Origin of the sequence: Rhodoblastus sp. 17X3 (genome assembly GCF_030056575.1) — a bacterium.
Lineage (GTDB): Bacteria > Pseudomonadota > Alphaproteobacteria > Rhizobiales > Beijerinckiaceae > Rhodoblastus.
The window spans coordinates 166,991-189,596 of the sequence record NZ_JASHHX010000004.1 but is presented as its reverse complement, the minus strand read 5'-3'; the positions used below and the strand labels follow the sequence as shown (position 1 = coordinate 189,596).

The 22,606-nt window shown below is 63.5% G+C and carries 22 protein-coding genes and 2 tRNA genes; 9 read left to right on the top strand and 15 right to left on the bottom strand.

Annotated elements, in window-relative coordinates; genetic code table 11:
• Positions 1-37 precede the first annotated feature (37 nt).
• The 8 genes from QM467_RS06525 to QM467_RS06490 all read right to left on the bottom strand — a co-directional run bounded on the left by QM467_RS06525 (position 38) and on the right by QM467_RS06490 (position 8,411).
• Entirely contained in the window at positions 38-679 is a 642-nt protein-coding gene (locus tag QM467_RS06525) for a COG3904 family protein (protein WP_283365493.1), read from the bottom strand.
• A 17-nt stretch (positions 680-696) separates the two neighbouring features.
• Positions 697-772, bottom strand: a tRNA-Val gene (locus QM467_RS06520).
• A 175-nt stretch (positions 773-947) separates the two neighbouring features.
• Complete coding sequence (locus tag QM467_RS06515; protein WP_283365492.1) at positions 948-1,226, bottom strand: HU family DNA-binding protein; 279 nt, start codon at positions 1,224-1,226, stop codon at positions 948-950.
• 348 nt (positions 1,227-1,574) lie between these two features.
• A complete protein-coding gene (gene lon / locus QM467_RS06510) occupies positions 1,575-4,001 on the bottom strand; it encodes an endopeptidase La (protein WP_283365491.1) in 2,427 nt (808 codons plus the stop codon).
• Between the two features lie 363 nt (positions 4,002-4,364).
• The gene (gene clpX, locus QM467_RS06505; RefSeq protein ID WP_283365490.1) at positions 4,365-5,630 is read right to left on the bottom strand and encodes an ATP-dependent Clp protease ATP-binding subunit ClpX; all 1,266 of its coding nucleotides are present in this window, start codon (positions 5,628-5,630) and stop codon (positions 4,365-4,367) included.
• A 225-nt stretch (positions 5,631-5,855) separates the two neighbouring features.
• Entirely contained in the window at positions 5,856-6,485 is a 630-nt protein-coding gene (gene clpP / locus QM467_RS06500; protein ID WP_283365489.1) for an ATP-dependent Clp endopeptidase proteolytic subunit ClpP, read from the bottom strand.
• Between the two features lie 394 nt (positions 6,486-6,879).
• Positions 6,880-8,238, bottom strand: coding sequence for a trigger factor (gene tig / locus QM467_RS06495; protein ID WP_283365488.1), 1,359 nt, complete (start codon positions 8,236-8,238; stop codon positions 6,880-6,882).
• Between the two features lie 88 nt (positions 8,239-8,326).
• Positions 8,327-8,411, bottom strand: a tRNA-Leu gene (locus tag QM467_RS06490).
• Between the two features lie 162 nt (positions 8,412-8,573).
• On the opposite strand from QM467_RS06490, the gene QM467_RS06485 reads away from it, so the two are divergent.
• Positions 8,574-9,968, top strand: a complete 1,395-nt coding sequence (locus QM467_RS06485; RefSeq protein WP_283365487.1) for a multicopper oxidase family protein — start codon at positions 8,574-8,576, stop codon at positions 9,966-9,968.
• Positions 9,969-10,195: 227 nt separating this feature from the next.
• Here QM467_RS06485 and QM467_RS06480 read toward each other — a convergent pair whose 3' ends face one another.
• The gene (locus QM467_RS06480) at positions 10,196-10,564 is read right to left on the bottom strand and encodes a VOC family protein (RefSeq protein WP_283365486.1); all 369 of its coding nucleotides are present in this window, start codon (positions 10,562-10,564) and stop codon (positions 10,196-10,198) included.
• A 52-nt stretch (positions 10,565-10,616) separates the two neighbouring features.
• On the opposite strand from QM467_RS06480, the gene QM467_RS06475 reads away from it, so the two are divergent.
• On the top strand, positions 10,617-11,066 hold the full coding sequence (locus QM467_RS06475; RefSeq protein ID WP_283365485.1) for a MarR family winged helix-turn-helix transcriptional regulator: 450 nt from the start codon (positions 10,617-10,619) through the stop codon (positions 11,064-11,066).
• Positions 11,067-11,169: 103 nt separating this feature from the next.
• On the opposite strand, the gene QM467_RS06470 is transcribed toward QM467_RS06475, so the two are convergent.
• Positions 11,170-11,409, bottom strand: a complete 240-nt coding sequence (locus QM467_RS06470) for a CDGSH iron-sulfur domain-containing protein (protein WP_283365484.1) — start codon at positions 11,407-11,409, stop codon at positions 11,170-11,172.
• 14 nt (positions 11,410-11,423) lie between these two features.
• Positions 11,424-13,025: an NAD(P)H-hydrate dehydratase gene (locus QM467_RS06465; protein ID WP_283365483.1), complete on the bottom strand. Its 1,602-nt coding sequence runs from the start codon at positions 13,023-13,025 to the stop codon at positions 11,424-11,426.
• A gap of 88 nt (positions 13,026-13,113) precedes the next feature.
• Between QM467_RS06465 and QM467_RS06460 the strand changes: the two genes are divergently transcribed.
• Together QM467_RS06460 and hspQ are read left to right on the top strand one after the other, a co-directional pair.
• Complete coding sequence (locus QM467_RS06460) at positions 13,114-14,160, top strand: HpcH/HpaI aldolase/citrate lyase family protein (protein WP_283365482.1); 1,047 nt, start codon at positions 13,114-13,116, stop codon at positions 14,158-14,160.
• A 116-nt stretch (positions 14,161-14,276) separates the two neighbouring features.
• Positions 14,277-14,606, top strand: a complete 330-nt coding sequence (gene hspQ, locus QM467_RS06455) for a heat shock protein HspQ (protein ID WP_283365481.1) — start codon at positions 14,277-14,279, stop codon at positions 14,604-14,606.
• Between the two features lie 99 nt (positions 14,607-14,705).
• Here the strand turns inward: hspQ and QM467_RS06450 are convergent, their stop codons facing one another.
• Positions 14,706-15,455 carry an invasion associated locus B family protein gene (locus QM467_RS06450; protein ID WP_283365480.1) on the bottom strand — a complete coding sequence of 250 codons (750 nt, stop codon included), beginning with the start codon at positions 15,453-15,455 and terminating at the stop codon, positions 14,706-14,708.
• Between the two features lie 241 nt (positions 15,456-15,696).
• On the opposite strand from QM467_RS06450, the gene QM467_RS06445 reads away from it, so the two are divergent.
• The 4 genes from QM467_RS06445 (at position 15,697) to QM467_RS06430 (ending at position 19,989) form a co-directional block, all read left to right on the top strand.
• Positions 15,697-17,568, top strand: a complete 1,872-nt coding sequence (locus QM467_RS06445; protein WP_283365479.1) for an extracellular solute-binding protein — start codon at positions 15,697-15,699, stop codon at positions 17,566-17,568.
• Positions 17,569-17,719: 151 nt separating this feature from the next.
• Positions 17,720-18,172, top strand: coding sequence for a hypothetical protein (locus QM467_RS06440; RefSeq protein ID WP_283365478.1), 453 nt, complete (start codon positions 17,720-17,722; stop codon positions 18,170-18,172).
• 226 nt (positions 18,173-18,398) lie between these two features.
• Positions 18,399-19,391: a patatin-like phospholipase family protein gene (locus QM467_RS06435; protein WP_283365477.1), complete on the top strand. Its 993-nt coding sequence runs from the start codon at positions 18,399-18,401 to the stop codon at positions 19,389-19,391.
• 40 nt (positions 19,392-19,431) lie between these two features.
• Positions 19,432-19,989: an NADPH-dependent FMN reductase gene (locus tag QM467_RS06430; RefSeq protein ID WP_283365476.1), complete on the top strand. Its 558-nt coding sequence runs from the start codon at positions 19,432-19,434 to the stop codon at positions 19,987-19,989.
• Positions 19,990-20,081: 92 nt separating this feature from the next.
• Here the strand turns inward: QM467_RS06430 and QM467_RS06425 are convergent, their stop codons facing one another.
• The 3 genes from QM467_RS06425 to QM467_RS06415 form a co-directional block, all read right to left on the bottom strand.
• A complete protein-coding gene (locus QM467_RS06425) occupies positions 20,082-20,300 on the bottom strand; it encodes a type II toxin-antitoxin system HicB family antitoxin (RefSeq protein WP_283365475.1) in 219 nt (72 codons plus the stop codon).
• Complete coding sequence (locus tag QM467_RS06420) at positions 20,297-20,539, bottom strand: hypothetical protein (protein WP_283365474.1); 243 nt, start codon at positions 20,537-20,539, stop codon at positions 20,297-20,299. The genes QM467_RS06425 and QM467_RS06420 overlap by 4 nt, the downstream gene beginning before the upstream one ends.
• Positions 20,540-20,621: 82 nt before the next feature.
• Entirely contained in the window at positions 20,622-21,581 is a 960-nt protein-coding gene (locus QM467_RS06415) for a PDR/VanB family oxidoreductase (RefSeq protein WP_283365473.1), read from the bottom strand.
• 194 nt (positions 21,582-21,775) lie between these two features.
• Here QM467_RS06415 and QM467_RS06410 point away from each other — a divergent pair, with 194 nt between their 5' ends.
• Complete coding sequence (locus QM467_RS06410; protein ID WP_283365472.1) at positions 21,776-22,606, top strand: hypothetical protein; 831 nt, start codon at positions 21,776-21,778, stop codon at positions 22,604-22,606.

The following is a 22,606-nucleotide window of genomic DNA, read 5'->3' as shown; positions in this document are numbered from 1 at the left end:
GCCTCGCCGCCGCGCCAGGACGCCCCGGCGGAACCCTTCAGAAAGCGCGGCTCGCCAGCCGCCAGCGCGCCATTTCATTCGACGTGACGACATGGATCGAATTGGATGAAATGCGCTCGGCGAATCGAATCAGATCGCCGGAGACCCCCATGCGCGCGCTGTAGCGCATCAGCGCCCCGGCCAGAGAACCGTCGTCATAGACCCGACGCCCTCGCGAATCGAACGCGCCGTCGGACGCGTTGGCGAACATGCGGTGAATGCCGAGCGAGGTGCCGCGCGGCGCGACCCGCTTCACGCCGCCCATGAAGGAATAGACGCAAGCCGAAAGGCATTGATGCGACACGATGGTCGCGGCGCCGATTCGCCGGAACATCTGGCCCAGCTCCATCGAGGCGACGACATAGCCGCCCTGCGAATTGAGCAGCACCACCGTCCGCAAATCACGGTCGCCGACGTTTTCACGCAGAAACTCCACGAATTCGTTGGGCGTCGAATTGGTGATCTGGCCTTCCGCGACGATCACCCTCGGGCAATGAGCCCGGCAACCGGTCCCGTCAGCCACGCTCTGCAGTCGGAATTCCATCGCCCGCGCGCCGCCGGAAACCAGGGCGAGGAGAGCGAAAGCGGCCAGCGGCGCGGCGAAGGCGCGCGAAAGATCCCGAAGCTTCCCAGCCGACATCGACTTTCCCCGGAGTTTGGTGGGCGGTGACGGACTCGAACCGCCGACTCTCTCGGTGTAAACGAGATGCTCTACCAACTGAGCTAACCGCCCCAATGGCGCGGCGGAATTCCGCCGGTCTTCTCCGGCTCTTAAAACGGCGCGCGCGCGCTGGCAAGAACGAAAACGCAGGCGCAAAAACGCCGGCGGAGACAGGCCCGCCGGACGCCGATCCGAGCCCTCGCGCGAAAACCGGCGCGGGAGGCCCGCGCCGGAATGCGAACGCGGCTTACTTGTTGACGGTGGTCTTCAGCTGAGCGCCGGGCTTGAAGCGGACGCTCTTGGACTCCGGGATGGTGATTTCCGTGCCCGTCGCCGGATTGCGGCCCTTGCCGGCGGCGCGGGTCTTCACCGAAAACGTGCCGAAGCCGACGAGGCGGACTTCTTCGCCCTGCTGCAGCGCGTTGGTGATGGCGGCGATGACGGCGTCCAGCGCGGCGCCAGCGGCGGCCTTGGACGTTTCCGTCGCTTCCGCGACCGCGTCGATCAATTCGGCTTTGTTGGTCATTTGCATTTTTCCCGTTTTTAGGGCGCGTCTCCTCCGACGGCGCCAGATGACTCACCGCGGAGCGCCCAACGCCCCGGTAATTCGATTTCCATCGAGGCGCGCACGAATAAGGCGCCGCTTAGGCGGCTGCAACTCGAATCGAGCCCATCCCGACGCCGTCACTTTCTGATTGAATGCCCTGCAAATCAAGGGATTCCGCGCGAGAGCGCCCGAAATTCGCAAAAATAGCGGGGGTTCCGCTCACAAAAAGGAAGTTTGCGGCGCAAAAAAGCCGGGGCGTTTGCGCGCCCCGGCTCTTTCAACCGCGCTCATCGCGCTTTGATCATGACGCTCGCAGCGAGTGGCGCCTTAGTGCGCCACGACCCCGACCGTCTCGTCCTCGATCTCGGGCTTCGCCGGCTTGACCGCGCCTTCTTCCCAGGAGATCGGCTCGGGCATGCGCAGCAGCGCGTGCCGCAGAACCTCTTCCATGCGCGAAACGGGCACGATTTCGAGGTTGTTCTTCACCGATTCCGGGATATCCACCAGATCCTTGGCGTTGTCCTCCGGGATCATGACCTTCTTGAGCCCGCCACGCAGCGCAGCGAGCAGCTTTTCCTTGAGTCCGCCGATCGGCAGCACGCGGCCGCGCAGGGTGATTTCGCCGGTCATGGCGATATCCCGGCGCACCGGAATGCCGGTCATGATCGAGACGATGGCGGTGGCCATCGCCACGCCCGCGGAAGGGCCGTCCTTCGGCGTCGCGCCTTCCGGCACGTGGACGTGGATGTCGCGGCGATCGAACAGCGGCGGCTCGATGCCGAAATCAACAGCGCGCGAGCGGACGTAGGACGCCGCCGCCGAGATCGATTCCTTCATCACCTCGCGCAGATTGCCGGTGACCGTCATGCGGCCCTTGCCGGGCATCATGACGCCTTCGATCGTCAGCAACTCGCCGCCGACCTCGGTCCACGCCAGGCCTGTGACGACGCCGACCTGATCCTCCAGCTCCGCCTCGCCATAGCGATAGCGCGGCACGCCGAGATAGGTTTCGACGTTCTCCTCGGTGACGACGACCTTGTCGATCTTCGACTTGGAAAGCAGGATCTCCTTCACCGCCTTGCGGGCGAGGTTGGAGATTTCGCGCTCCAGGTTGCGCACGCCCGCCTCGCGGGTGTAGCGCCGGATGATCTTGGTCAGGGCCGCATCCTCGATCATCCATTCGGTCGGGCTGAGGCCATGCTTCTTGGTCGCGGCGGGGATCAGGTGCTTGCGCGCGATCACCGCCTTCTCGTCTTCGGTATAGCCGGCGATGCGGATGATCTCCATGCGGTCCATCAACGGCGCCGGAATGTTCAGCGTGTTGGCGGTCGTCACGAACATCACGTTCGACAGATCGTAGTCCACCTCGAGATAATGGTCGTTGAAGGTGGCGTTCTGTTCCGGATCGAGCACCTCCAGCAGCGCCGAGGACGGATCGCCGCGGAAGTCCTGGCCCATCTTGTCGATCTCGTCGAGCAGGAAGAGCGGATTGGACGTCTTCGCCTTGCGCATCGACTGGATCAGCTTGCCGGGCATGGAGCCGATATAGGTCCGCCGATGGCCGCGGATCTCCGCCTCGTCGCGCACGCCGCCAAGCGACATGCGGACGAATTCGCGGCCAGTGGCCTTGGCGATCGACTTGCCGAGCGAGGTCTTGCCGACGCCGGGAGGGCCGACGAGGCACAGGATCGGGCCGGTCAACTTGTTGGCGCGGCTCTGCACGGCCAGATATTCGACGATGCGGTCCTTGACCTTGTCCAGACCGTAATGCTCGGCGTCGAGCAGCTCCTGCGCCGAATTGAGGTCCTTCTTGATCTTGGAGCGCTTGTTCCACGGGATGGACACCAGCCAGTCGAGATAGTTGCGCACGACGGTGGCTTCCGCCGACATGGGCGACATCTGGCGCAGCTTCTTCAACTCGGCCAGCGCCTTGTCATGCGCTTCCTTCGACAGCTTGGTCTTGCGGATCTTTTCTTCGAGCTCGGAGAGATCATCCTTGCCGTCCTCGTCGCCCAGCTCCTTCTGAATGGCCTTCATTTGCTCATTCAGATAATATTCGCGCTGGGTCTTCTCCATCTGGCGCTTCACACGCGTGCGGATGCGCTTCTCGACCTGAAGGACCGAGATTTCGCTTTCCATCAGCGCCAGGCACTTTTCGAGCCTCTTGGCGACAGACGTCATTTCCAGCACGGCCTGACGGTCGGCGATCTTGACCGAAAGATGCGAGGCCACGGTGTCGGCCAGCTTGCCGGGATCGTCGATCTGCGCGACCGCCGAGACGACTTCGGGCGACACCTTCTTGTTGAGCTTCACATAGCCTTCGAATTCCGAGGCGACCGAACGGGCGAGCGCTTCCGCTTCGACCGGATCGGGCATTTCCTCGGGCGTCACCGACGCCTCGGCCTCGTAATATTCATCGGTGCGGACATAGCCCGACACCTTGGCGCGCGCGACGCCCTCGACCAGCACCTTGACGGTGCCATCGGGCAGTTTCAGAAGTTGCAACACGCTCGCCAGCACGCCGGCCGAGAACACGGATTCCGGCTTGGGGTCGTCCTCGGCCGCATTCATCTGCGTGGCAAGCAGGATGAACTTGTCGGCCTTCATCACTTCTTCAAGCGCGCGAATGCTTTTTTCGCGGCCGACGAAGAGCGGCACGATCATGTGGGGGAAAACGACAATGTCGCGGAGGGGCAGGACCGGATATTTGTCGGTCACGCCGGCCGGGGGGAGCTCACGCTTGGGGCTGGTCATCGCTTGATCCTATCTGTCATGGCAGGCGAAACCGTCAGTGAAGGCGATTTGACCCGCCCATGCGGCTTCGGCGTTCCGGCCCTTGGAGCCTCGACAGCTCCTTGTGGAGCAGCAGGGGCTGCAAACGTCTGTCTGCGCGATCCCGGCTCGATCAGCATTCCGGGACAGCTTGCGGCGCCGGAGGCCTCCGCCCCATGCGCCGCCGACCTTTTCAAGCATCGGCGGCGATTGGGTTAACATAAGTGGCAAATGGGGCGCCGTGCGCCGCTTTCAAGCCTTCCGGAACGAAAGCGCGGCCTTTCCCAAACGCCGGACCCTCTAACGAAGGAAGGCGGCGGCCTGAGCCCCCGCCTCTCTTTGAGATCAGGCGCTGACGCCGCTCTTTTCCGCCCTTTCGGCGTAAATATAGAGCGGCTTCGCCTTGCCCTCGACCACTTCGGGGCCGATCACCACCTGTTCCACGCCTTCCAGCCCGGGGAGGTCGTACATGGTGTCGAGCAGGATGCCCTCCATGATGGAGCGCAGGCCGCGCGCGCCGGTCTTTCGTTCGATCGCGCGGCGGGCGATGACGTTGAGCGCCTCGTCCTGGAAGGTCAGCTCGACATTCTCCATCTCGAACAGGCGCTGATATTGCTTCACCAGCGCATTCTTCGGATCGACGAGGATTTTCTTCAGAGCCTCCTCGTCGAGATCCTCCAGCGTCGCGATCACCGGCAGACGGCCGACGAATTCCGGGATCAGGCCGAATTTCAGCAGATCCTCGGGCTCGACATTGCGGAAGATTTCGCCCGAGCGGCGTTCGTCAGGGCCGGTGACCCGGGCCTGGAAGCCGATCGAGGTGGTCTTGCCGCGATTGGAGATGATCTTGTCCAGGCCCGCGAAGGCGCCGCCGCAGATGAACAGGATATTGGTCGTATCCACCTGCAGGAACTCCTGCTGCGGGTGTTTCCGGCCGCCCTGCGGCGGCACGGAGGCGACCGTGCCTTCCATGATCTTCAGCAGGGCCTGCTGCACGCCCTCGCCCGACACGTCGCGCGTGATCGACGGATTGTCCGACTTGCGGGAAATCTTATCGATCTCGTCGATATAGACGATGCCGCGCTGCGCGCGCTCGACATTATAGTCGGAGGCCTGCAGCAGCTTGAGGATGATGTTCTCGACGTCCTCGCCGACATAGCCCGCTTCCGTCAGCGTGGTGGCGTCAGCCATGGTGAAGGGCACGTCGAGAATGCGCGCCAGCGTCTGCGCCAGCAGGGTCTTGCCCGAACCGGTCGGACCGACCAGCAGGATGTTCGACTTCGCCAGTTCGACGTCGGAATGCTTGGTTGCGTGGTTGAGGCGCTTGTAGTGATTATGCACCGCCACCGACAGCACGCGCTTGGCCTGGAACTGGCCGATCACGTAATCGTCGAGGACCTTGCAGATTTCCTTCGGCGTCGGAATGCCGTCGCGCGTCTTGACCAGCGCGGATTTGTTCTCCTCGCGGATGATGTCCATGCAGAGCTCGACGCACTCATCGCAAATGAACACCGTCGGCCCGGCGATCAGCTTCCGCACCTCGTGTTGGCTCTTGCCGCAGAACGAGCAATAGAGCGTGTTTTTCGAGTCGCTATTGCCAACCTTGCTCATCAGCATCTCCTTGCGGCCGACCGGGCCTCGTTCGACCGCCCTTGCGCCGCCCCCGGCGGTTGAACCGCCAAAGGCCGCTGGGATTCTCGCCGCCGGTTCGGCGAAATCGCGCTTTCGCGCCCCGGTTCATCCATCGACGTCAGCGGCCTGATTTTATGCCCGTCGGCGTCAATGGCAAGCGTCACAATATTTTTACGCCCATGCAAGACGGGCGCCGTCCCCAGCTCATTTGGCTTCCGCTTCCTCGGGACGCTTGCTGAGCACGTCGTCGATCAGGCCGAAAGCCTTGGCCTCATCCGACGACATGAAGTGATCGCGGTCGAGCGTGCGCTCGATCGTGTCATAGTCTTGGCCCGTGTGAGTCACATAAACATCATTGAGACGCTTCTTGACCTTCATGATGTCTTCCGCGTGGCGGAGGATGTCCGACGCCTGGCCCTGGAAGCCGCCCGAAGGCTGGTGAACCATGATGCGGGCGTTGGGCAGGGCGAAGCGCATGCCCTTTTCGCCGCCGCACAGCAGGAGCGAGCCCATCGAGGCCGCCTGACCCACGCACAGCGTCGAGACCTTGGGCTTGATGAACTGCATCGTGTCGTAGATCGCCATGCCCGCCGTCACCACGCCGCCCGGCGAGTTGATGTACATGGAGATTTCCTTCTTCGGATTCTCCGCCTCGAGGAACAGCAGCTGCGCGATGATGACCGAGGCCATGCCGTCCTCGACCGGGCCGGTCAGGAAGACGATTCGCTCGCGCAGAAGTCGCGAATAAATGTCGAATCCGCGTTCGCCGCGCGGCGTGTTCTCGATGACCTGCGGGATGAGATATTGGTTATAGACGTCAACCGGATCGCGCATGGATCTTTTTCCTTCGACGGCCAAAGCCGTTCTTGTGGCCTCATCCCAACATAATGCGCTTGCGGTCCGAGGCAATGGCCGCCAAGCGTCCAAAAGAAATGCAAGAACGAGGCCGAATGGAGGCGCCGGCGCGCGCCCCGGAATATCAGGGCCCGGACCGCGGCCTCGCCTGCAACGCTTTTGCCTTTTGCGCGCTCCCTGCGCGCCTATGACGCTGCGAAAGCGCTTTCGGTCGCCCCTTTTTCCGCGAATCAGCCCGTCTGAAACGCGACAAGCCTTCTCGCATAAGGGCGCGCGCATGAAAAAAGTCTGAAACCGGCCCCGCGCTTTTCGCGCTTCAAATGAAAAGCGCCCGCGAAACCGCGGGCGCTTCACACGTTTCTCTTCAAAAAACTCAGGCGTCGGCCGCGTCGTCCTCGACCTTGAACAGCTCGTCCTTGGAGATGGTCTTGTCGGACACCTTGGCGGCCGCGATGATGTGGTCGACCACCTTTTCCTCATAGATCGGGGCGCGAATCTCGGCGAGGGCCTGCGGGTTCTTCTGGTAATAATCCCAGAACAGCTTTTCCTGGCCGGGGAACTGGCGGGCGCGCTCGACGATGGCGCGGCTCACCTCGTCGTCGCCGACCTTGACCCCGGCCTTTTCGCCGACTTCCGCGACAACCAGGCCAAGGCGCACGCGGCGCTCGGCGATGCGGCGATATTCGGCGCGCTGCTCTTCCTCGGTCGTGCCCTCATCGGCGAAGGTCTTGCCGGCGGCGTTCTGCTCGGCCTGGATCTGACCCCAGATGCCGTTGAACTCCTGCTCGACCATGTCCTGCGGCAGTTCGAAGTCGAACTTCTTGTCGAGGGCGTCGAGCAGGGCGCGCTTCAGCTTGTCGCGCGAGGCGCGGTCGTAATCGGCCTTGACGCGGGCGGTCACGGCTTCGCGCAGCTTGCCGAGATCCTCGAAGCCGAATTTCTTGGCGAGCTCGTCGTCAACGGCGACGTCGCCCGGGGCGGCGACCGCCTTGACGGTGACGTCGAAGACGGCTTCTTGACCGGCGAGATGGGCGGCCTGGTAATCGGCGGGGAAGGTCACGACGACCTTGCGCTCGTCGCCGGCCTTGGCGCCTTCGAGCTGAGCTTCAAAGCCGGGAATGAACGAGCCGGAGCCGAGCACGAGATCGACGTTTTCCGCCGTTCCGCCTTCGAAAGCTTCCTCGCCGAGGCGGCCGACAAAATCGATCGTCAGCTTGTCGCCGCTCTGCGCTTCCGCGCCCTCTTCGCGCGCCGTGTAGTTCTTGTTGCGGTCGGCCAGATCCTTGAGCTGCTGGTCGATGTCCTCGGCCGGAATCTCAGCGACGACGCGCTCCAGCTCGACGTCCTCGAAGGATCCGACGTCGAAGGTCGGCAGAACCTCGAACGCGATGCTGAATTTCAGGTCGCCGGTCGCTTCCAGCACCTTGTCCATCTCGGCGCGGTCTTCCGGGAAGTCGAGCTTCGGCTGGCCGGCGAGGCGGAGATTATTGTCGGCGAGAATCTTGGTCTGGGCGTCGTTGACGGCCTGCTGGACGACGTCGCCCATGATGGACTTGCCATAGAGGCGCTTCAGATGACCGGCCGGCACCTTGCCCGGGCGGAACCCGTTGATGCGCACCTTGTCCTTGAGCTCGGACAACTGGGCCTCAAGCTTGGAGGCCAGCTCGGAGGCCGCGAGGATCACCTGATATTCGCGCTTCAGCCCTTGCGAAAGCGTTTCAGTCGTCTGCATCGTCAAAACCTTCTCAAAACCTCTGCGCCGCTTGGCCGGAGGGCCTTTGCGGGATGAAACCAGCCGAATCGGGCGTTTTGCGTGGCGCTGGTGCGGGCGGAGGGACTCGAACCCCCACGATTTTCACCACCGGAACCTAAATCCGGCGCGTCTACCAGTTCCGCCACGCCCGCGCGCCTGCGCGCCCGCGAAAGTAGCGGCCGCCCACGTAGGTTGCGCTCTATAGCAATGGAAGAAAAGGAAAGCAGCAAAAAAATGGAGTCCGGCGCGCCCCATGCGCCGACTTGTAATCAGAATCTGTTAAGCTCGCGCGCTTTCCGTCCCCGAGAGGCCCGATGATCCTCACCCGCCGCACCCTGTTCGGCACCGTCGCGGCGAGCGTTTTCGCCCTGCCCGAAGCCGGCCGCGCCGAGGACTCCGACGGTTTTACGCAGCTTGTGGCCCAGCCCGGCGCAGTTCCCTTGAACCCTGCGCCTGCGGCGCAGACAAGGATCTGGGGATTCGGCGGCGAGACTCCCGGTCCGCTCTTGCGCACGGCGCTGGGGCAGGAAATCAAGGCGCGGCTGGTGAACAAGCTGGAGCAGCCCACCGCCCTGCTCTGGCGCGGCATGCGCGTCGCCAATGAAATAGCCGGCCCGGCCGGTCAGGCGCCAAAATATGTGGCGCCCGGCGAGACCCACGACTTCCGCTTCACGCCGCCCGACGCCGGAACTTATTTATACCAGCCGCTCGTCCAGCCATTTTCCGGCGAGCAGCTCGGGCGCGGGCTTTATGGCGCCGTCATCGTCGATGAGCCGCAGCCGATCTTCTCCGATTCCGACCTCATTCTGGTGCTGGACGACTGGCGGCTCGACGCTACTGGCCAGATCATCCCCGATTTCGACAATCCCGCCGACGTCATCCGGCAGGGCCGCCTCGGCGCGGTCAGCAGCGTCAATTCGCGGGCAAAAACCCCGCCGCTGACCTTCGCGCCCGGCGCGCGGCTGCGGCTGCGGCTCGTCAACGCCGCGACGGCGCGGATCATGGATCTCGCCTTTCAGGGCGGCGACCTCAAGATCATCGCCCTCGACGGCCAGTTCTGCGACCCGTTCGAGCCGGCGCGGCGCGCCCTGCCGCTCGGACCCGGCGCCCGCTGCGATTTGCTGCTCGATCTGCCGCCGGTCGAGGCGCAGAGTTGCAAGCTCATCTTGCGCGGCGAGACGGAACTGCCGGACGTAACCTTGCTGGAATTCAGGACCGCAGGCGCGCCCAAGCCTCCCGCGCCGCCGATCCTTCCGCCGCCGCCCAATCCGCTGCTGCCCGTCCAAATCCGGCTGGAAAAGGCGAAAAAGCTCGATCTGGTCATCGAAGGCGGCGCGACGCGGACGACGCCCTCGAATTTCAAGCCAGTGGGCGAGGCCCTGCGCAGCGTCTGGTCGATCAATGGCAAATCCGGGACGGGCTTTGATGGCCCACCGCTGTTCTCGGTGAAAAAAGGGACGCCGGTGAGCCTCGGGCTTGTGAACAAGTCCCTGTTTCCACAGGTCATCCATATCCAGGGCCATGTCGTGCGCCTGCTGCACGATCTCGACGACGGCTGGGAGCCCTATTGGCGCGACAGCGTGATCGTCCCGCCGCTGCGGACCAAACATGTCGCCTTCGTCGCCGACAATCCCGGCAAATGGCTGCTCGCCTCGGCCATCATGGACCATTTCGCCAATGGTCTGGCGGCGTGGTTCGAGGTGACGTGACAAAACGATTGGCGCCGATATACTGCAGCAACAAAGCAAGCGTTCGCAACAGCTTTATTCGACGAATTCGGCGATCCGGATCATGCCACCGTAATCCATAAGGTTTTATTTGATATGAAATTACATTGACATGATACATATTTTCTAACAAGTCCCTGATAAATAGTATCATGTCATGGTAATTCCGTAATTACATGCATGTTGAGCGTGGGTGACGTCTATAACGTCTATCCCTTTTTCGTATGAAGAGTGACTACATACCCGTCCGGGTCCTGGAAGCTGAAAAAACGCCCGAACGGCCCGTCTTGGGGAGGCGAAAGAACGGTTACGCCTGCGGCTGTGAGCTGCTCGTGGAAAGCATCTGCATCGTCGCAGGCGAGCCAAAGCGACACGCCCCAACCAAGTCGCTCGGAAGCCGACAAGTCGACCAGCGGAGCCCGAATCGCAAAGGGGATCGGCGTTGTGTCGAACACAACCGCGCCCGGCGGGCTTCGATCGGCAAGCGAAAGACCGAGGCGCTCAATGTAGAAGCGTTTGGAAGCTTCGAGGTCGCGCACCTGGAGCGCTATGAAATCGGGTCCAATCAGCTTGGCCATCGTGATCTCCATCGTTATTATCAGGAGCCTGATATAATATAAGGAGCCTGATATGTCGAGCGAAAATATGCCAGAACCGGTCGCAAAGCGGCTGGGCTACGCGCTGAAGCGCGCACAGCAGGCGCTTCGCACGCGCATGGATGAGGTCCTGCGCCCCTTGGGTCTAACGGTAGCCCAGTATGCCGTTCTGTGTGCGATTGAGGCGGAAGCCGGCATCTCGAACGCACGCTTGGCGCGAGCGGCTTTTGTTACGCCGCAGACGATGCAGGGCATTCTTGCGAACCTGCACCGGGATGGGCTCCTCTCGCGAGAGGCCGATCCATCCCACGGACGTATTCTAAGAAGCGAGCTTACACAGGCCGGGCAGAAACTCCTGGCTCAAGCGCATCGGGTCATTGGTGATCTGGAAGAGATTATGATTGAGGTCGTCGGCGAAGCCGAAGCGGAACGCCTTGCGGAGCTTTTGTCGCGATGCGCCGATAATCTCACCTCGCGCCAGTGAAACTGGAGCTCGAATATCCAGCTATCCAAGCTGCAATGACGGTCAATTACGAATGACAGCGCAGCGAATTACAGTGAAATGATACTTATTCCCCAATAAACCTTCACAATGTCTCATGCGTGCCGTCGCAAAACGGTTTGTCGGCGGAATGTTTGCATCCGCAGAACCAGACTTCGCCCGACGTTTCCGCTTTGTGAACGATGGGCCTGAAGTCCGTTCCCTTGTGCGAACCGTCGCAAAAAGGCTGTTTCGCGGATTTGCCGCAGGCGCACCAGAAATAGGTTTTGCCCGCTTCGACCTCGACCGGAAAAGGCCCCTTTTGTGCGATGACAGGTTCAGACATGCTTCTCTCCCTTTTTACGTCGGAGCCAGATCGGCCAAAGCGCGCGGCAAAATTTCCGGCAGATCCTCGGCGATCAGGCCTGGCCCGAATAGATTCGCCGCTTCGCCATGCAGCCAGACCGCGCAGGCTGCCGCCTCGAACGTCGCCATGCCCTGCGCCAGCAGGCCGCCGATCAATCCGGCGAGGACATCGCCCGAACCGGCGGTCGCCAACGTCGGCGGCGCGTTGCGGGCGATGGCGGCGCGGCCGTCCGGGCCGGTGACAATCGTGTCCGGGCCCTTCAAAACGACACAGGCGCCCAGGGCGTGGGCGGCGGCGCGAGCGCGATCTAATTTATAAGGTAAATCAGTCGGATGGACTGCCATATCGGATGCAACGCCGGAAGCGTGCGCCTCATCTTCTGGCTTTACCGGAGCTTTCTCGTCTTTTTCATTGAAAATACGAGAAAACTCACCTTCATGTGGCGTGATGACAACCTCAGCGCCACTCGCCCGGATCATGTGAGACAGCCTATCAGACTGCGATGAAAATGAGGTTAAGGCGTCGGCGTCCAGCACGAGCCCGAAGCGCCGTCCGGAGTCCTTGGCCACGCCGCCGAGAATGGCCTCCACGACCGCTTGCGTCGTCTCGCCCATGCCGAAGGCAGGCCCAAGCACCACGGCCGAAAAGCGCCTGTCGGCGAGCAGGTCCCGCCATTGCGCCGGGCCGTCCACGCCGCGCAGCATGATGGCGGTGAGATGGGCGGCGTTGACCGCCAGCGCGTCCTCGGGGCTGGCGAGGGTGACGAGGCCCGCCCCGATCCTCAGCCCCGCCCGCGCGGCGAGGCGCCCCGCCCCGGTTCGGATCGCCGGCCCGGTGGCGACCACCAGATGGCCGCGCACATATTTATGGCCGGCCGTCTCGGGCCATGGCATGTGGCCGCGCCAGAGCGCGGGCGCATTGAGAAAGGTTTGCGGCCCGATCTGATGCAGAACGGCGTCCTCGATCCCGATTTGGGTCAGGCGCAGCTTGCCGCAGGCGCCTCGGCCCGGCAGCAGCACATGGCCGGGCTTGAGCCGGAAAAAACTTACGGTTTCGCGCGCCTGCACCGCCTTCGAGCCGATGGCGCCGTTAGAGCCGTCGAGACCCGAAGGCACATCCACCGCCAACACCGGCGTCCCCGAGCCGTTGATCCGCTCGACGATCTGCAAGGCGGCGCCGTCGAGAGGGCGCGACAGGCCAGCGCCGAACAAGGCGTCGATAACAAGATCGCAGGCGCGCGGATCGAGCGAGTCCGCCGGCGCCACGGTTCCGGCCCAATCCGCAAAGGCTTGCGCTGCATCGCCGTTCAGCCGGGCCGGATCGCCGAGCGCGCCGACGGCGACCTCAAACCCCTGCTCGCGCAGCAGCCGCGCCGCGACATAGCCGTCGCCGCCATTATTGCCGGGACCGCAAAACACCGCGACGCGCCGCCCCTCGCCCGCGCGCAGCATGTCGGCTGCGGCGGCGGCGACATTTTTGCCCGCGCGCAGCATGAGCGCATAGCCGGGGACTCCGCCCGCAATCGTGAGCGAATCCGCCCGCCCCATTTCTTCGGGCGTCAGGAGTTCGATCGGATCGAGGTCGTTTTCGTTCATGCCTGGATTTTGGGCTGGAACGGGAAAGAGTGCAATTGCGGCCAAGGTCGATTTATCCTAGAGGCAAGGCAGCCAATGGAGCCTGTTCATGAGCAAGAGCCCTCGCAAATTCTTTGAACCTCTGGCGATCGGCGCCCCTGCGCCTTATCGCGAATTGCCGGTGCGCGTCGAACGCATGATCCATTTCGTGCCGCCGCATCTCGAAAAGGTGCGGGCCAAGATGCGCGAGACGATCCCGACCGCCGACGTCATCCTCGGCAATCTCGAAGACGCCATTCCCGCCGACGCCAAGGAGGCGGCGCGCAAGGGATTTATTGAGATGGGCCTGGCCAATGATTTCGGCACGACGGGCCTGTGGACCCGCGTGAACTGCCTCAACTCGCCCTGGCTGCTCGATGACGTCACGGAAATCGTCGCGGCAATTGGCAACAAGCTCGACGTCATCATGCTGCCCAAGGTCGAAGGCCCCTGGGACATTCATTATCTCGACCAGCTGCTCGCGCAGCTCGAAGCCCGACACGGCGTCACCAAGCCGATCCTGATCCACGCCATTCTCGAAACCGCCGAAGGCGTCAAGAATGTCGAGGACATCGCCCTTGCTTCGCCGCGCATGCATGGCATGAGCCTCGGCCCGGCGGACCTCGCCGCCTCGCGCGCCATGAAGACTACCCGCGTCGGCGGCGGCCATCCCGAATACAAGGTGCTGGCCGATCCGGTCGCCGGCGTTTCCGAACGCCCGGTCTATCAGCAGGACCTCTGGCATTACACCGTCGCAAAGATGGTGGACGCCTGCGCCTCGGCCGGCATCAAGAGCTTTTACGGCCCCTTCGGCGACATTGGCGACCTCGCCGCCTGCGAAGTGCAGTTCCGCAACGCCTTCCTGCTGGGCTGCGCGGGCGCCTGGTCGCTGCACCCCAATCAGATCGCCATCGCCAAGAAGGTCTTCTCGCCCGATCCCAAGGAAGTGGCTTTCGCCAGAAAGATTCTGGAAGCCATGCCCGACGGCTCCGGCGTGGCCATGATCGACGGCAAGATGCAGGACGACGCAACCTGGAAACAGGCCAAGGTGATGGTGGATTGCGCCCGGCAGGTCGCCGTCAAGGACCCGGATTACGCCGCGCTTTACGGCTTCTGACGCCGTCGGGATTACGGCCCGCCTCTCGACCTATGCGCCGAAAGGCGGGCCTGATTGACTTAAATGCGTAGCTGTGAAATTTTCTTTGCCCTGCTTAGCCTGACGGGGCCATCGATATGAAACCGCGCGCGGCGAAATACGGCATTGGCGAAGTTGTCAAACACCGCAAATATCCATTCCGCGGCGTGATCTACGACATCGATCCGGTCTTTGCGAACACCGAGGAATGGTGGCTCTCCATTCCCGAGGAAGTGCGTCCGGCCAAGGACCAGCCCTTCTATCACCTCTATGCCGAAAATTCGGACACCGAATATATGGCCTATGTGTCCGAGCAGAATCTCGAACGCGACGACAGCGGCGCGCCCTTGCGCAATCCGCAGATCGACGAGGCCTTCGCGCGCTCGGACACGGGCCGCTACGTCGTCCGTTCGCGCGTCCTGAATTGAATTTCCGACTTAACTGAACGCAAAAAACGCGCGGATCGCTCCGCGCGTTTTTTGTTCTGCGGCGGCGGCCGCCGGGGCGACCGCCTTTGCGCGAAAAGCTTACTTCGCCGGCGCGGCAGGCGCGGCGGGAGCAGCCGGAGCCGCGGGCGCGGCCGGAGCGGCGGCGCCGCCCTGCTGCTGCTCGAGCTTCTTGCGCTCTTCCTCGGCGCGCTTCTGCAGTTCCGTGGCCAGCTTCTTCTGCTGCTCTTCCAGAACCTTGGGGTCGACCGCCGGGCCGTCGAAGGCCTTGCCGAAGCCCGCCAGCGGCAAGTTGAAAACGACTTCGGCATTGGCCTGGTTCTTGACAACGACGGTCATGGCCGTGCCCTTGCGGGCGGCGTCGATGACGTCCTTCTTGACCTTGGCCTCGGCGAAGCAGCCGTTCGGGAAGCAGATCTCGAAGGCGCCTTCGGTGACCGGGCCCTTGTCGATCGAGAAGCGGAAACCCGGACGCAGCATCAGGCCGACAGGCATCAGGAAGCGGATGATCCTGACGTCTTCGCCCTTGACGTCATAGACGGCGAGGGCGAGGACCGGGGCCTGGTCCTTCTGGGCGCCGAAATCGCGCGTGGTGTAGCAAATGTCCTTGTTGGCGGCGTTGTCGTGGCCGCAAACCTTTGTCCAGTCCGCCTGCGTGGGAATGAGATCGACCTTCAGCGGGCCCTGCGGGGCGCCGCCGGGCTGGCCAGCGGGCGTCTGGCCGGGGGCGGGAGCGGGAGCGGCAGGCTGCTGCGCGAAGGCCGGCGCGGAGCCGAGGAGAAGCGCGCCTGCGACCAGAGCGGCGCCAAAGCGGGACGAAGACATCGACATTCGAAATCCTTTCAGCGGGGCGGCGGAACGCCCGGCCCGCGATATTGCGAGAGAACCCCTGATCGCCCCTTGGGAGCAAAGCGAAGCGCTCATCGCCTCAAAATAAGGCGACAGATTGACGGCGCTTTCATATCGTCTTCGCCTGCGCTTTTCCAGCAGGGAAAACTCCGCGGCCCTTCTTTTCTTGGCCCTGCGGGTAAAAACCTGCGTCAAACCCATAAATTTGCTTTAGCATTCCGCCATGCGCCGCTTCCGTTCGCCATCGCGTCAGGTTTTCGCCGCCTGCCTCGCCGCCGCCCTGTCGTGGCTGGGGCCCGCCGGCGCGCGCGGGGCGGAAGATGCGTCGCAGGGCCGAATCAGCCACGCCATCGCCATGCAGGGCCAGCCGGCGCTTCCGCCGGGCTTCAAATGCCTGCCCTATGCCGATCCCGCCGCCCGCAAGGGCGGGACCCTGCATCTCGGCGAATATGGCGCCTTCGACAATCTCAATCCCTATGGCGTCAACGCCGGGACAACCGCGGCGGGCATCGCCGGGCCGGTCTATGAGAGCCTGATGGCCCGCTCCTATGACGAGCCCTTCACGCTTTACGGCCTGATCGCGGAGACGATCGAGACCAATGAGGCCCGCGATCATGTCGTGTTCCGGCTCAATCCGGCCGCGCATTTTTCCGATGGCGCGCCGATCACGGCGCGCGATGTGGTTTTTTCCTTCAACCTGCTGAAGAACAAGGGCCGCCCGCAGCAGCGCGGCGCCTATGGGCTGGTGCGCTCGATCGAGGCGCTGGACGAGCGCACGATCCGCTATGACCTCGCCGGCGCCAATGACCGCGAATTGCCGCTGATCCTCGCCCTGATGCCGGTCCTGCCGGCCCACGCCATGACCGAGAAGCGCTTCGCCGAGGAGGGCCTCGCCGTTCCGCTCGGTTCCGGCCCCTACAAGGTCGCGGAGGTCAAACCAGGCGAAAAGCTGGTCCTGCGCCGCGACCCGAACTATTGGGGCAAGGACCTGCCGATGGCCTGCGGGCTCTATAATTTCGACGAGGTTGTGTTCGATTACGGCCGCGACGACAACAGCCTGTTCGAGGCCTTCAAGGCGGGGTTGGTCGATTATCGCGAGGAGACGGAACCGCATCGTTGGGTCGGCGGCTATGATTTCGCCGCCCGCCGCGACGGCCGCGTCGCGCTGGAGACCCTGCCGCTCGGCGGGCCGAAGGGGCTGCGCGGCTTCGCCTTCAACACCCGCCGCGCTCTTTTCGCCGATCCGCGCCTGCGCGAGGCTCTGGCGGCGATGTTCGATTTCGAATGGCTCAACGCCAATCTCTATTCAAATCTCTACACGCGGACCCGGAGTTTCTTCGACGAATCCGAACTCTCAGCCTCGGGCCACCCGGCGAGCGCGGCGGAGCGCGCGCTGCTCGCGCCATTCCCCGGCGCGGTGCGCGAGGACATTCTCGATGGCCGCTGGACGCCGCCGCGCTCGGACGGCTCCGGCCGCGACCGCGCCCTTGCGAAAAAGGCGCTGGCGCTGGCGGAAAAAGCCGGCTGGAAGCTGCAAGACGGCGTGCTGACGCGCGACGGCAAGCCGCTGACCTTCGAAATCCTCGTCATCGACCGCGAGCAGGAGCGCCTCGCGCTCCATTATTCCGGCCAGTTGCGCCGGATCGGCGTGGACGCGCGGGTGCGGCTGGTTGACGAAGTGCAGTTCCAGCGCCGCCGCCAGCGTTTCGAATTCGACATGATGATCGGGCTTTGGCAGGCCTCGGCCTCGCCGGGCAATGAGCAGCGCATGAGGTGGGGCGGCGACAGCGCGGCGCAGGAGGCGTCCTACAATCTCGCCGGGGCGAAAAGCCCGGCCATAGACGCCATGATCGCGGCGCTGCAGGCGGCGGAAACACGGGAGGATTTCGTCACCGCCGCCCGCGCGCTGGATCGCGTGCTTCTGTCGGGCTTTTATGTCGTGCCGCTTTACCATTCGCGGGCGCAATGGATCGCGTATTGGCGGCGGATCGCGCATCCAAAGGCTTTGCCGAATTATGCACAACCCTTATTTGGCGAGGCGCTGGAGAGCTGGAGCCTGTCTGCGGAGCCAGTTCGTCCCGATAAGCCGCATTGAGCGCCGCGATGAAGGAGCCCGGCGCGTCATCGAGCCATTCCAGCGTCGCAGCCGCGTTCGCCCTCGCCATTTCCGGCTGGACCCGCCGTGAGGCCGGCGCCTTTTCGTCGCCGCCAAGCTTGAGGGCGCGCGTCAGAGCCCATTCCAGCAGATGCCCGGCGGCCATGAACATCAGGAAAGCCAACGCATAGGCCCAGGCGTTGACGGAATTGGCGAAGCCGAAGGCGGCGGCCTGGAACAGCCGAAGCCGGTAGAGGTCGCGCGAATCGTCCTCATCCAGGGCGCCCGCGGATTCCAGATCTTCCCAGGGAACGCGGTCGTCGACGCCAAAGCCCAGCGCGAAGACGCAGCAGGCGGCGGAAATCTCGACCCAGATCGAATCGACATACCAGTCAGCCGGCGCGAAAGCCGCCCAAAGGCGCCCGAAGGCCAGCCCGGCGAGCGCCGCCGCGATTGCGAAGGTCAAAGCGCGCTGGTGTCCGGAAAGCCGGCGATCGAGGCCGACCAAAGCGCCGAACAGGACGGCGGCAAGCAAATTGAGCGCCATGGCGGTACCCCCGCAGAAGAGGACGGCGACTCGATACAATTGAAGGAAAAGCACTAACGATTCGTTAAATTAAGGTTACGCTCGCCACGCGCGCCCGGCAAAACGAATTGCAGGATGGGCGAGCTTATCCACCGCCTCGGCGTTTGCTCCGCAGCATCAGGCCTTAAGCCGCCGACCCCGTGCTTAATCTGTCGCGGGCGCATTCAATCGGCTGAGCCCGCTCTTGCGCTTTGCGCGGCGGCGCTTAACTTCCAGCAGGCGCCGCCTGCGCCGGAGGATCAACTTGGATATCGTCAAGGCCGCCCTCGATTTCCGCCGGCAAAACGGAAACCGCCCCTGGCCCCCCGCCCGTCTCGCGCTCGCGCTCCAGGGCGGCGGATCCTTCGGCGCCTTTACCTGGGGCGCGCTCGAGCGCCTGCTCGAAGAGGAAAATCTCGTCCTCGACGCCTTTTCCGGCGCCAGCGCCGGCGCGGTCAACGCCGTCCTGCTGGCGAGCGGCCTTGCCGAAGGCGGACGCGAAGGCGCGCGGAAAAACCTCGAAAAATTCTGGACTCACGCTAGCCAGAGCGCGGCCTTCCTGCCCAAGGCGGTGACCCTGCCGCTCGGCTTTCTGGCCCGGGCGATGTCGCCCTATCAATTCAATCCCTTCGACCTCAATCCGCTCCGCGTCGCCCTTGAGGCCCATGTCGATTTCGAACGGCTGCGCCATCTCGCCAGCCCGCGCCTGCTGATCGCCGCGACGCGCGTCAGCACGGCCAGCCTGCGCATCTTCCGTAATGACGAACTGACCGTCGAGTCCGTGCTGGCCTCGGCCTGCCTGCCCTTGCTGCATCAATCCATCGAAATCGATGGCGATCTGTATTGGGACGGCGGCTATATCGCCAATCCGCCGCTGACGCCGCTGGTGGTGGAGAGCGACGCGTCGGACGTCCTGATCATCCAGATCACGCCAAGCCGCTCGGAAGCCTCGCCGCGCGCGCGGAGCGACATCCAACGCCGCATCGAGCAGATCAATTTCGCCTCGACCCTCGACCGCGAGATCGAGGCGATCCGGCTGCTGGCGCCTCTCTGCGCGGCCGGCGACGCTTCGGGAAAATGGGCGAAGCTGCGGATCGACCGGCTTTCGGCGGAAGACACTGTGCAGTCTCTCGCCGAGCACAGCCCGGGCAATCTGGAGTGGTCCTTCATCTCCCAGTTGCGCGAGGCCGGCCGCGCCGCCGCCAATGACTGGCTGGCCCAGACCGGCGATTTCGCGCCCCATTTCCTGACCGGCTGACCCAGGCCGGCCTTATTCCAAGCGACCCATAGGAGACGACATGAGCGGCAAGAACCTGCATTTCGTGACTTTGCTCGGCAGCCTGCGCAAGGCCTCCGTCAATGGCGGCGTCGCACGCGCCCTGCCCGCGCTGGCGCCTGAGGGCGTCGCCATTTCCGCGCTGGGCTCGGTGGGCGATTTTCCACTCTACAACGCCGATGTGCAGGCCGAGGGCTTCCCCGCCGCCGTCGAGGCGATGGGCGCAGCGATCAAGGCCGCCGACGGCGTGATCATCGTCTCGCCGGAATATAATTATTCCGTGCCCGGCGCGCTGAAGAACGCTATCGACTGGCTGTCGCGCCTGCCCTCCGCGCCGTTCAAGGCCAAGCCCGTGCTGATCCAGAGCGCCTCGCCCGGCGCGCTCGGCGGCGCCCGCATGCAATATCACCTGCGCCAGACCTTCGTCTTCCTTGATGGCCGCGTCATGAACGCGCCAGAAGCGATGGTCGGCGGCGCCTATGGCAAGAGCGACACCGCGACCGGCGACCTGACCGATGCCGCCACGAAGGAATTTTTGGGGAAGCAATTGGCCGCCTTCGCGGATTTCGTGCGGGGATAATTGTCTTTGGCGAAATTTGCCAATCGTTCCGCCGTCGACGCGGCGGGACGCCGCCATGTGACGCAACGCGCCCCCATCACGCCGAGCCTATGTCAGCCTGGCGCCGTGGAGGGCGCAGGCGCCGCCCGCCCGACGGCCTTGAGCGCGTCAAGACAGGCGAAGAGCGCCTTTTGTGCGTCGGCGATGGCCTCTTCTTCGGTGTCGGCGACGCCAAGACAGCCTGGAATGTCGGGGAAGCTGACCACATAGCCGCCGCCCTCCTGTTCAGGGAGAGGCGCCGTCTCGTAGCGATAGACGCTTGGTTCGGTCATTGGTCGAGTGCGTCCATTTTGTCGATCAGGGCGACAAAGGCGCGGACGTGAACGGCCCTGATCTTCTGTTTCAATGGGACAGTCACGCAATCCGGCACGGAGGGATGGAGAAACACCTCGTGGGTTCCCGTGATCTTCCTGAACTTCACGGCATATTGAGACGCCGTGATCTCGATGTCGGCGGGGATCCAGTCCCCGCCGGGATTGCTGCGCAGGGCCTCAAGGCGCTTGTTGTGCATGGTCTTATGTCCTTTGTTCGACAAGCGACGAGGCGCAATCCTCACAGCAGGCGGCGCGCGGCGGTCTGCTCCTTAGGCATTGTCACAAATCCAACACAAGAAGAGGACCCTTCGCCCGAGACACGCAGGCGAGGAAAAAGCCCTGGGCGCGCTGCTCGCCCGAGAGGCGCTTGTCACGGTGGTCGGCCTCGCCTTCGAGGATCTTGATCTTGCAGGTCCCGCACATGCCCTGCTCGCAGGAGGTGGGAATCTTGACGCCCTTTTCTTCCAGAAACTCCGTGACGCTCTTGTCGCCGGGGATCTTGAAGACGGCGCCTGTGCTCGCGATCTTCACCTCGAACACTTTGTCGAGCAAGGGCGCCGAGGCCTTGGCCGTGAAGCGCTCGATATGGATGCGTTCCTCGGTCCAGCCATTTTGCCTGGCGAAGATAATGAGGGGATCGAGCCACCAGTCGACGCCGCAGATGAAGAGATGCGTATCCTCCGGCTGGTCCAGAAGAACCGTTTTCGGGTCCAGCGCCTCGCCCTTCGATTCCAGATAGGACGTCGTATTTTCCGCGAAGTCGGAGCCTGTGATCATGGCGTTGAACGCCCCCGGCGATCCAAGGGCGTTGAGATAATGGAAAGCGAAGGGGATATCATGCGCCTTCAGATGATCCGCAATGCTCAGGATCGGCGTCACGCCGATGCCGCGCGCGATCAGCAAGGCGCGCTTGGTCTGGCGCGGCACGCGGAAACGGTTGCGCGGCAGGCCGACTTGCAGCAAATCCCCTTCCTTCACGGCGTTATGCATGGCCTTCGATCCGCCGCGGCTGTTCGGATCATTCCACACGCCGATAATATAGCGATGACGATCGGCCTCGCTGTTGCACAGGGAATATTGGCGGACCAATCCCCCCGGGATCGTCACATCGATATGGGAGCCGGCGGAAAAGGCCGGAAGCTCCGTTCCGTCGGGGTCGACCAGCTCGAAGGACAACATATTGTTGGCTTCAACAGTTTTCTTGGCCACAACGACCGAGTGCAAGGCATCGTCTGACATTTCGTCCTCTCGCAACATCTGATCCTGTCGCGTTCACATGCAAGGGAGAGACCAATTCCGATGCCGTCGCGACGCAGGGCTGAGCGCGCAGTCCATGGCGCGAATATTGCTGTGTTTCGGTTCACGCTATGCTCGCTTTCTCCCGGAAAGCGGGGCGGCGCAGCGCGATCATCATTCAGAAAGCCAGGTGCGCCATGGGTCTCGACGTCGTCCGGCTCGGCAAATTGCTTTCGCTCGCCGGCAGCCAGAACGAAAGCGAGGCGATGGTCGCTCTGCGCAAGCTGCGCGAGCATCTCGACTCAGTGGGCCTGACCTTTACGGATCTCGGCCAAAGGCTGATCGGCCAGGCGCCGCGCGCCCAAAGCCCTCGCTCAGCGGAACCCGACGCCCCGATTTTCACCGACGAAGCCGGCGTCAAATGGCCGAGCCGCGAATCTTACGACAAGCATCAAGCGGCGGTCGCCGCGCGCCGCGAGACGGAATGGCGCCAGACCGAAGGCGAGCGCGAGGAAATCATCGCGCGCCATGGCTCGCGCGAAGCGGGCCTTGCGCGCAATCCGCGCGAACAACTGCTGCATGACGCCGTCGCCGATCTTTTGACGCCGCTGACGCCGGACCTCGACCCGCCCGGACGCTGGCACGCCAGCCTCGACGGCTGGGATCGCGGCAGCTTTGGCCCACCCTCTGACAGAGTCGCGACCCGGATCGAACAGGCTTTCGCCCTCCCGACCAGTTTGCGCGAGGCGAAGGACGAATTCGACAAATGGAAAGCGCGATCACATGAACTCGAAATGCTCATGGGCCGTCCAGGCGACAGCCAGCTCGACCTTCCGGCCTTTTATCGGGCCCAGCGCGTTCAGGCGCTTTACGAGCATGAACTGCCGATCCGTTCGATCGACGATCTGCATCTACGCCTGCAATTCACGGTCGATCCCGAATGGAGCGACGACACCGGCAGGGCGCTGCCGGATATTTTGCAGGCCTTCGAGGCGCTGGTCGTCGCGCCCGCCAGGTCGGCGGATTGA

Coding starts and splice junctions, on each gene's coding strand:
- QM467_RS06475 (WP_283365485.1), top strand. CDS start 10,617: ATGTCGAGCGAAAATATGCCAGAACCGGTCGCAAAGCGGCTGGGCTAC.
- tig (WP_283365488.1), bottom strand. CDS start 8,238: ATGCAGACGACTGAAACGCTTTCGCAAGGGCTGAAGCGCGAATATCAG.
- QM467_RS06525 (WP_283365493.1), bottom strand. CDS start 679: ATGTCGGCTGGGAAGCTTCGGGATCTTTCGCGCGCCTTCGCCGCGCCG.
- QM467_RS06480 (WP_283365486.1), bottom strand. CDS start 10,564: ATGGCCAAGCTGATTGGACCCGATTTCATAGCGCTCCAGGTGCGCGAC.
- QM467_RS06410 (WP_283365472.1), top strand. CDS start 21,776: ATGGGTCTCGACGTCGTCCGGCTCGGCAAATTGCTTTCGCTCGCCGGC.
- QM467_RS06430 (WP_283365476.1), top strand. CDS start 19,432: ATGAGCGGCAAGAACCTGCATTTCGTGACTTTGCTCGGCAGCCTGCGC.
- QM467_RS06450 (WP_283365480.1), bottom strand. CDS start 15,455: ATGTCGATGTCTTCGTCCCGCTTTGGCGCCGCTCTGGTCGCAGGCGCG.
- QM467_RS06465 (WP_283365483.1), bottom strand. CDS start 13,025: ATGAACGAAAACGACCTCGATCCGATCGAACTCCTGACGCCCGAAGAA.
- hspQ (WP_283365481.1), top strand. CDS start 14,277: ATGAAACCGCGCGCGGCGAAATACGGCATTGGCGAAGTTGTCAAACAC.
- clpP (WP_283365489.1), bottom strand. CDS start 6,485: ATGCGCGATCCGGTTGACGTCTATAACCAATATCTCATCCCGCAGGTC.
- lon (WP_283365491.1), bottom strand. CDS start 4,001: ATGACCAGCCCCAAGCGTGAGCTCCCCCCGGCCGGCGTGACCGACAAA.
- QM467_RS06420 (WP_283365474.1), bottom strand. CDS start 20,539: ATGCACAACAAGCGCCTTGAGGCCCTGCGCAGCAATCCCGGCGGGGAC.
- QM467_RS06515 (WP_283365492.1), bottom strand. CDS start 1,226: ATGACCAACAAAGCCGAATTGATCGACGCGGTCGCGGAAGCGACGGAA.
- QM467_RS06470 (WP_283365484.1), bottom strand. CDS start 11,409: ATGTCTGAACCTGTCATCGCACAAAAGGGGCCTTTTCCGGTCGAGGTC.
- QM467_RS06440 (WP_283365478.1), top strand. CDS start 17,720: ATGCCCGGCGGCCATGAACATCAGGAAAGCCAACGCATAGGCCCAGGC.
- QM467_RS06485 (WP_283365487.1), top strand. CDS start 8,574: ATGATCCTCACCCGCCGCACCCTGTTCGGCACCGTCGCGGCGAGCGTT.
- QM467_RS06425 (WP_283365475.1), bottom strand. CDS start 20,300: ATGACCGAACCAAGCGTCTATCGCTACGAGACGGCGCCTCTCCCTGAA.
- QM467_RS06445 (WP_283365479.1), top strand. CDS start 15,697: ATGCGCCGCTTCCGTTCGCCATCGCGTCAGGTTTTCGCCGCCTGCCTC.
- QM467_RS06460 (WP_283365482.1), top strand. CDS start 13,114: ATGAGCAAGAGCCCTCGCAAATTCTTTGAACCTCTGGCGATCGGCGCC.
- QM467_RS06415 (WP_283365473.1), bottom strand. CDS start 21,581: ATGTCAGACGATGCCTTGCACTCGGTCGTTGTGGCCAAGAAAACTGTT.
- clpX (WP_283365490.1), bottom strand. CDS start 5,630: ATGAGCAAGGTTGGCAATAGCGACTCGAAAAACACGCTCTATTGCTCG.